Origin of the sequence: Halobacterium bonnevillei (genome assembly GCF_009831555.1) — an archaeon.
Taxonomy (GTDB): Archaea; Halobacteriota; Halobacteria; order Halobacteriales; family Halobacteriaceae; genus Halobacterium; species Halobacterium bonnevillei.
This window is the reverse complement of sequence record NZ_WUUU01000160.1, coordinates 1-6,672: the sequence shown is the minus strand read 5'-3', so window position 1 is coordinate 6,672 and position 6,672 is coordinate 1. Positions and strand designations below refer to the sequence as shown.

The following is a 6,672-nucleotide window of genomic DNA, read 5'->3' as shown; positions in this document are numbered from 1 at the left end:
CGACGACCGCGACGGCCGCCGGGGATCCGAGACCCGCAACCGCACGCGGGAGGACCCGACGCCGTTCGACCCGGACTTCGGCGAACGCATCGCGCAGCAGGTGCTGTCCTCGGTTTCCGACTCTGTCCCCGGGTTCGTCGGCGAGACGCTCGACGACGAAATCGACCGCCTCGAGGACGCCGAGAACGCCGTGCTCGTGCTCGGCGACAGCGACGGCGAACGCGTCCCCCTCAGGGTCGCGCTCCACACCGGCCCGGACGGTCTCGAGGTCGACGTCGTCGCCGTCCGCTCCGGCAAAGGCACCGAGAACATGAACCAGTTCGCGGACGGCGCCCGCGCGGACGTCGCCCGCCGGTTCGCCGAGGGCGAAACCGCCACGCTCGAACTCGACGCCGGCAGCGAAACCTACGACGTCCGCCCCGACCTGTCGTGGGCCCGCGGCCCCGACGGCACCCCGGAAGTCACGGACGTCGCCGTCCGCGACGTCGTCTTCGACTCGTGACCGTGCTCAGAATCCTCAGCGTCGACCCCGCCTCCCGCTCCGCCGGCACGCCCCTCCTCGATAGCGACGGCGCCCGCGTCGGCACCGTCACCGAAACCGCCGACGACGCGCGATACGTCTCCGTCGACCCCAACGCGCCCCCCGAGACCCTCGAGGTGCTCGGATGGGACGCCGACAGCGACCGCGTCGCCCTTCCGGACCGCCTCGTTGCGACCGTCGACGACGACGCCGTCCGGCTCCTCGTCTAGCCACCGCCGTTCTCACTCCTACGGGCTTCCTTTCCGCTGCCGTAACGAAATTACGCCACTCCCGCGACTCCCCACACGACACAGTGCACTCCGCCCACGCCAGCGCCGCGTCGTCGCCCGCTGACCGCCGCCACCAGCCAGAGGCGCGGTACTGATGGTCGACGTCGCCGGCATCTTCCTGGGCGCGGTCGGACCGACTGTCGCCATCGCCGCCATCGGCTACCTCCTCTCGGTCACCCGCGGGGTCGACCCGCGGCCGCTGAACACCGTCGTCGTGTACGTGTTCGCGCCAGCGCTCGTGTTCCACAGCCTCGCGGTCACGGAACTCGGGTCGACGACGCTCGTCCGCCTCACCGTCGGCATCGTTGCGTTCACGCTCGCGATGTGGGCGGTCGCCGAGGCGTTCGGGCGCGTCGTCGGCGAGACCGAACCGATTCTGAGCGCGCTCGTGCTCGTCGCCATCTTCTCGAACGCCGGCAACCTCGGCATCCCCGTCTCGGACTTCGCGTTCGGGGACGTCGGCCGCCAGACCGCGGTCGTGTTCCTGTCCGTGCAGTCCGTGCTCGTGTACACCGTCGGCGTCTACGCCGCGTCCCGCAGCGGCGGCGAGGCTGGCGCCGTCGGCGTGCGCAGAGTGTTCGCGCTCCCGCTCGTGTACGCGGTGCTGGCGGCGCTCGGCGCCCGCGCGCTCGACGTCGTCCCAGCCACGGGGAGCGCCGGCATGGAGGCGCTGAAGCTCGTCGGCAACGCCTCCATCCCCGTGATGTTGCTCGTGCTCGGGATCCACCTCGCGCGCACCGACACCGGCGCGGCCGTCGCCCGGTCGTGGAGCGCGACCGCGCTGCGCCTCGGGATCGCGCCGCTGGTCGGTCTCGGCGTCGCGCTCGCACTCGGCTTCCAGAACCCGACCGTCGCTCGCGTGTTCGTGCTCGAAACCGCGATGCCCGCGGCCGTCACGCCCGTCATCCTCGTCACGGAGTTCGCCGCGGACACCCGCTCTGGCGGCGTCACGGTCCCCGAGTACGTCTCCACGTGCGTGCTCGTCACGACGCTGCTGAGCATCCCGCTGCTGACGCTTTTCATCGCCGTCCTGCAGTCCGGTGCGGTCCTCTGAGGGCGGTTACGCGTGCGCTCCGCTGGTCACCTGGAGGCCCCCGATGCCCACGACGATCAGCAGGATACACCCGATGCGAAGCGCCGACACCGGCTCGTCGAACAGGTAGACGCCGAGAATCGCCGTCGACACCGCGCCGATGCCCGTCCAGACGGCGTACGCCGTCCCCACCGGAATCGACTGGACGGCCTGCGCGAGCAGGTAGACGGAGACGGCCATCGCGCCCAGCGTCACCACCGACGCCACCGGCTGGGTGAACCCGTCGGTGTACGCGAGGCCGATGGCCCACACCGCCTCGAACAGTCCCGCGACCAGCAACACCAGCCACGCAGCCATGCCCGGACCGTCGACCGCCAGGGTCCTGAACGCGTCGGTCGTGACAGGGCCGCAGTAATACGGGGGTCAGTTCGTCGTGATGATCTCCACGACGTCCCGCGCGTCGAGTTCGTGGTCCGCGCTGATCTGGCGGTTCACGCGGCAGTCCTTGGCGTGCAGGAATCCGTCGCCGACGTCGGAGTGGACGTGGAACGCGAACTCCTCGGCCGTCGCGCCCTCCGGCAGCAGGAACACGTCGGGGAGGACGCGGCCGTCCGTGGTGCCGAGGCCGTTCGCCGACCCCGGGAAGACGGGCACCACGCCGAGTTCGTCGAACAGCGCGGCTTCCAGGGCCTGCTGGACGCCCGTGCCGCCGAACTCGCCGACGAACTCGCGGATGGACTCCAGGCCCGCGGCCTGCTCGTCGCCGACGTCGCCCGTGATGTCGAAGTCGTCGTCGCCCGGCCGGTAGTCGACGACGCCCTGCTCGCTGGCCTGCTTGAGCGCCTTCTCGGCGTGCGCGCTCACCGGCACGAACGACAGGTGGTCGTAGTCCGGGTCGCTGGTGATGGACTCCCAGTTCGCCTGGGCTTCCGGCGTGTCCATCTTGTTCGCGGCGACGACCATCGGCTTCGTGCGCTTGCGGATCTCGCGGGCGAGCGCGAGGCGGTCGTCGGCGTCCCACGTGTCAGGGTCCAGTTCCAGGTCCAGCGACAGGATGACCTGCTTGATCTCCTCGTCGCTCGTGCGGAACGCGCTCATCTGCTCGGCGAGTTCCACCTCGACGTCGCCCTCGACCATGTGCTGGCTCTCGTAGCGCTCGATGCCCTTCTCGAGGATGTCGAGATACCACTGGTCGAGTTCGTCCTCGAGGAAGTCGACGTCCTCGCGGGGGTCGTGGTCCTCCGTGGGTTCGCCCTCCATGTCGGTCTGCCCGGAGAAGTCCACGACGTGGACGAGCACGTCCGCCTCGTTCAGGTCAGTGAGGAACTGATTGCCGAGGCCCTTGCCCTCGTGGGCGCCAGGGATGAGGCCCGCGACGTCCACGAGTTTCGTCGGCACGAACCGCGTGCCGTCGTCGCAGTAGCCCGTCGACGGCGTGCAGGTCTCGCCGAACTCCGGTGCCGCACAGTCCACGCGCACGTACGCCTCGCCGACCGCCGGGTCGATTGTCGTGAACGGGTACGCGCCCTCGGGCACGTCGTTCATCGTCGCCGCGTTGAAGAACGTGGACTTCCCCACGCTGGGCTTGCCCACGAGCCCAATCCGGTAACTCATTGCCGAACGAACGGGACCGCGGGATAAACGGGTTGCTACCTGGGCGCCGTCTGTGGGTCGTTCACACGACAGGTCCGCCCAGTCGATGCCGGAGTCCGGAGCCGGCTACGCGATGTCGTGGAGGTCGTGCAGCGTGTCGAGTTCGTGGTCGGGGGTCGCCGAGAGGTCGTAGTCCTCGCGGTGGTCCCGCCAGAGGAACGCCGCGTCGGTGCCCGCGTTCGCCGCGGCTTCCAGGTCGCTGTTGCTGTCCCCGACGAACAGCGTGCGCCCCGGGTCGGCCTCGAGGTCCGCGAGTGCGCGATCAAGGTAGTGGGCGTTCGGTTTCTTCCGACGGAGGCTCGCCGGCTCCATCTCGCGGCCGTAGTACGCGTTGAAGTCCCCGCGGATGCCGTGGAAGTCCAGGATCTCCTCGATGGTGCGGTGCTGGTTCGTGGAGACGATGCCCCGCGGGACGTCGAGGCCACGCACCGCGTCGTAGTCCTCGTAGAGGGGTTTGCGGCCGTTCCGCATGTCCGCGACCTGTCTCTCCGAGAACGCCATGTCGCGCTGGCGCCACAGCGCCTCGGGGTCGACGCCGTACGCGTCGCTGGCGGCCTGCAGGTCCTCGGGCGTCACGTGGAGGGTCATCCGGTCGACGTGGTCGGGGTCGGGGTCGTCGACGCCGACGGCGGCGAACCCGTCGACGGTCGCTTCGCGGAGCACGTCGATGGGCGTCGGGTGCGTGAGCACGCCGTCGTTGTCGAAGACGACTGCGTCGTAGGTCACGGCTGTGTGTTGCTCGAACGGCACTAAAGTCGTTTCGTGGTGGACCGCGTACTGCTGTCGGTCTGTGCGCGTACTGCGGTCAGTCTGTGGCGTGAACCGATGTTCGTCCAGTTGTGGTTCCACAGTCCCGGCGGCACTCAGATGCCGCCGCGCGGGCGATTCGTCGGGGACGTGGGCCGCCTGCGGTCGTCGCCGCCGACGTCGAAATCGACGTTCTCGAAGTAGTTCGGCGGTTCGCCGGTCGTGGCGTACTCGTAGAGTGCGACCTTCGCGATGCCGTTCAGCGTCGCTCCGACGACGAACGCGAGGACGGCCAGGGGCAGGCCGACGGCGACGGCCGCCGCGACGTTGGTCGTGACGACGAACACCAGTCCGGCCACTGCGGCGACGCCGAGGAAGAGGATGCCGTGGACGAACCCGAGTCCGAACTCCGCGCCCAGCGACTCGCCCCAGGTGTCTCGCACGATGCCGACGCTGCGGCCGAACACGCCGCGGATGTCCTCGCCTTCGAAGATGGCAACCGGGACGACGAAGTACGTGATCACTGCCCATGACATGCTCAACAGGGTGCCCGCGATGACGCCCGCGAGGTTGTCGGACTCCTGGAGGCCGCGCACGACCAGCCCGACGAGTGTACTGACGACCGCCCAGGCGAACAGCGTCGACTTGTGCTCCCAGGCCGTCGCGAGGCCGCCGCGGACGCTCGGGTCGCGGCCCTCCATCACGTCCCGCGTCGCGAACATCAGTCCCGCGGTGAACAACACGGCGACGAACGACGCGCCGAAGTACCCGACCGCAGCGCCGACGTACAGGAGCGCCTCCGGCGCGTCCACGAGCGCGGCCAGCGGCAGGAGGCCGAGCGCGCCGCCGGCCGCCAGCAGGAAGAATGCGATGCCGCCTGCGCCCGCGGCGACGGGGAACCACAGCAGCGAGGGGTGGTCGCGGAGGAGGGTGACGCTGTCCCGTGCGAGGGTGATGCCGGTCCAGAGGCGGCTTCGTAGGCCCATCGTGGCCCCAGCTACCGCAGGCACGACTATGAGTGCTTTCCAGTGGTCGCAGCCGCTGCAACTGCGCGGGCCGGGCCCGCAGTCCGTCGGTCGTGCGCGTCGGCCGGACTCCCCGGGACGGTCGCGGGGTCGGACAGCGACAGCCCTTACTTGCGCCGCACCAACTGTGGGACATGCACCGTCGCGCGTTCCTCGCCGCGGGCGCCACCGGGTCGCTCGCCGCACTCGCAGGCTGTGCGAGCCTCTTCGGCTCGTCGTCGAGCGTCGACCACCCCGGAACTCTCGACGCGTCGTTCCACGCGAACAAGCCCCTCCCCGAGGACGACGACCCCGGGGACGGCTACCCCCCGGAACGCGAGGACCCGCCCGAGGAACGGTCCATCGACACGTCCCGATTCGGGACCACGACTACGAACGACGAACAGGTCGCGCTCGCGCCCATCGAGGTGACCCGGTACTGGCATCAGCGCAGCGAGGCGCGCTTCGTGGACGCGCGCAGCCTCGAAGCGTACGAGCAGGCTCACGTGTACGGCGCGGTCAGCAGCCCCGCTCAGCGGGGCTCCGAGGGCGGCGGCATCGACGGCTGGGCGGAGGACGACCGCATCGTCTGCTACTGTGGCTGTCCCCACCACCTCTCGTCCATCCGGGCGGCCGGCCTCCAGAAGGCGGGCTACACGGACGTCTACGTCATCGACGAGGGGTTCGGGCCGTGGCTGAACAACGACTTCGCGATGCGCGGCACGAACTTCTCGGCGCCCCAGGAAGCCGTCGTCGAGGGGGAGGTCGACTCGGCGCACGCCGGCGAGTACGCGTGGGCGACCCACGAGGCCTCGGGCCAGCAAGAGGCCGCACCTATCGGCGACGACGGCGCGTTCGCGCTCCACCTCAAGTTCTACGACGTCACAGACGACGCTCCGATTCGCGTCCAGACGCCCGAATTCGACGTCACGGAGCCGCTGGGCGACCTCACTGAAACCGTCCTGACCGGCTGAACGAGGGAGACGGAGTCGGCGGAATGCCGGGGCCTTTAGGCGCTCCCGGCCCACCGAGCGAACATGGAGACTACGGTAGCGGTGACTGGCGCGGCGGGCGGCCTCGGCGAAGCGGTCGCGCGAGCGTTCGCCGACGACGGCGCGACGGTCGTGCTGGGCGGCCGGGACCGCGACGCGATCGAGGCGCTGGCCGACGAACTCGGCGGCGAGTCGCTGCGGACGGACGTCCGCGACGAGTTCGAACTCGAGCGACTGATGGAGCAGGCGTCGAAGGCGGGGGACGCAGTCCGGCATCGACGTCGTCGTGCCCTGCGCGGCAGTCTACCACGGCGACGCCGGGGCGACGCCGCTCCCCGAGGAGTCATACAGCGCGTTCGACGACACGATGCGGACGAACGTCCGGGGCGTGTTCGCCGCGGTCCGCGAGGCCCTCCCGCACATGGACGCCGAC

At 70.1% G+C, this 6,672-nt stretch carries 8 protein-coding genes and 1 pseudogene; 5 read left to right on the top strand and 4 right to left on the bottom strand.

Going from position 1 to position 6,672, the window contains the following annotated elements; all coding sequences use genetic code 11:
- From GRX66_RS15065 to GRX66_RS15055, 3 genes are all read left to right on the top strand, one after another.
- Positions 1-502: hypothetical protein (locus tag GRX66_RS15065; protein WP_159527288.1), on the top strand; the 502-nt coding region annotated here is incomplete at its 5' end.
- Positions 499-750 carry a hypothetical protein gene (locus GRX66_RS15060; RefSeq protein WP_159527287.1) on the top strand — a complete coding sequence of 84 codons (252 nt, stop codon included), beginning with the start codon at positions 499-501 and terminating at the stop codon, positions 748-750. The genes GRX66_RS15065 and GRX66_RS15060, both read left to right, overlap by 4 nt.
- A 154-nt stretch (positions 751-904) precedes the next feature.
- Positions 905-1,864: an AEC family transporter gene (locus GRX66_RS15055; RefSeq protein WP_159527286.1), complete on the top strand. Its 960-nt coding sequence runs from the start codon at positions 905-907 to the stop codon at positions 1,862-1,864.
- 6 nt (positions 1,865-1,870) lie between these two features.
- Here GRX66_RS15055 and GRX66_RS15050 read toward each other — a convergent pair whose 3' ends face one another.
- The 4 genes from GRX66_RS15050 to GRX66_RS20075 form a co-directional block, all read right to left on the bottom strand.
- A complete protein-coding gene (locus GRX66_RS15050; RefSeq protein ID WP_159527285.1) occupies positions 1,871-2,200 on the bottom strand; it encodes a DMT family transporter in 330 nt (109 codons plus the stop codon).
- A 66-nt stretch (positions 2,201-2,266) separates the two neighbouring features.
- Positions 2,267-3,457, bottom strand: a complete 1,191-nt coding sequence (locus GRX66_RS15045) for a redox-regulated ATPase YchF (protein ID WP_159527284.1) — start codon at positions 3,455-3,457, stop codon at positions 2,267-2,269.
- Between the two features lie 105 nt (positions 3,458-3,562).
- A complete protein-coding gene (locus tag GRX66_RS20080; RefSeq protein WP_325064139.1) occupies positions 3,563-4,222 on the bottom strand; it encodes an HAD family hydrolase in 660 nt (219 codons plus the stop codon).
- A 137-nt stretch (positions 4,223-4,359) separates the two neighbouring features.
- On the bottom strand, positions 4,360-5,229 hold the full coding sequence (locus GRX66_RS20075; protein WP_159527283.1) for a DUF6159 family protein: 870 nt from the start codon (positions 5,227-5,229) through the stop codon (positions 4,360-4,362).
- A 173-nt stretch (positions 5,230-5,402) separates the two neighbouring features.
- On the opposite strand from GRX66_RS20075, the gene GRX66_RS15030 reads away from it, so the two are divergent.
- Entirely contained in the window at positions 5,403-6,221 is an 819-nt protein-coding gene (locus tag GRX66_RS15030; protein ID WP_159527282.1) for a rhodanese-like domain-containing protein, read from the top strand.
- Positions 6,222-6,284: 63 nt separating this feature from the next.
- A pseudogene (locus tag GRX66_RS20830) lies at positions 6,285-6,672 on the top strand (SDR family oxidoreductase); the annotation flags it as partial.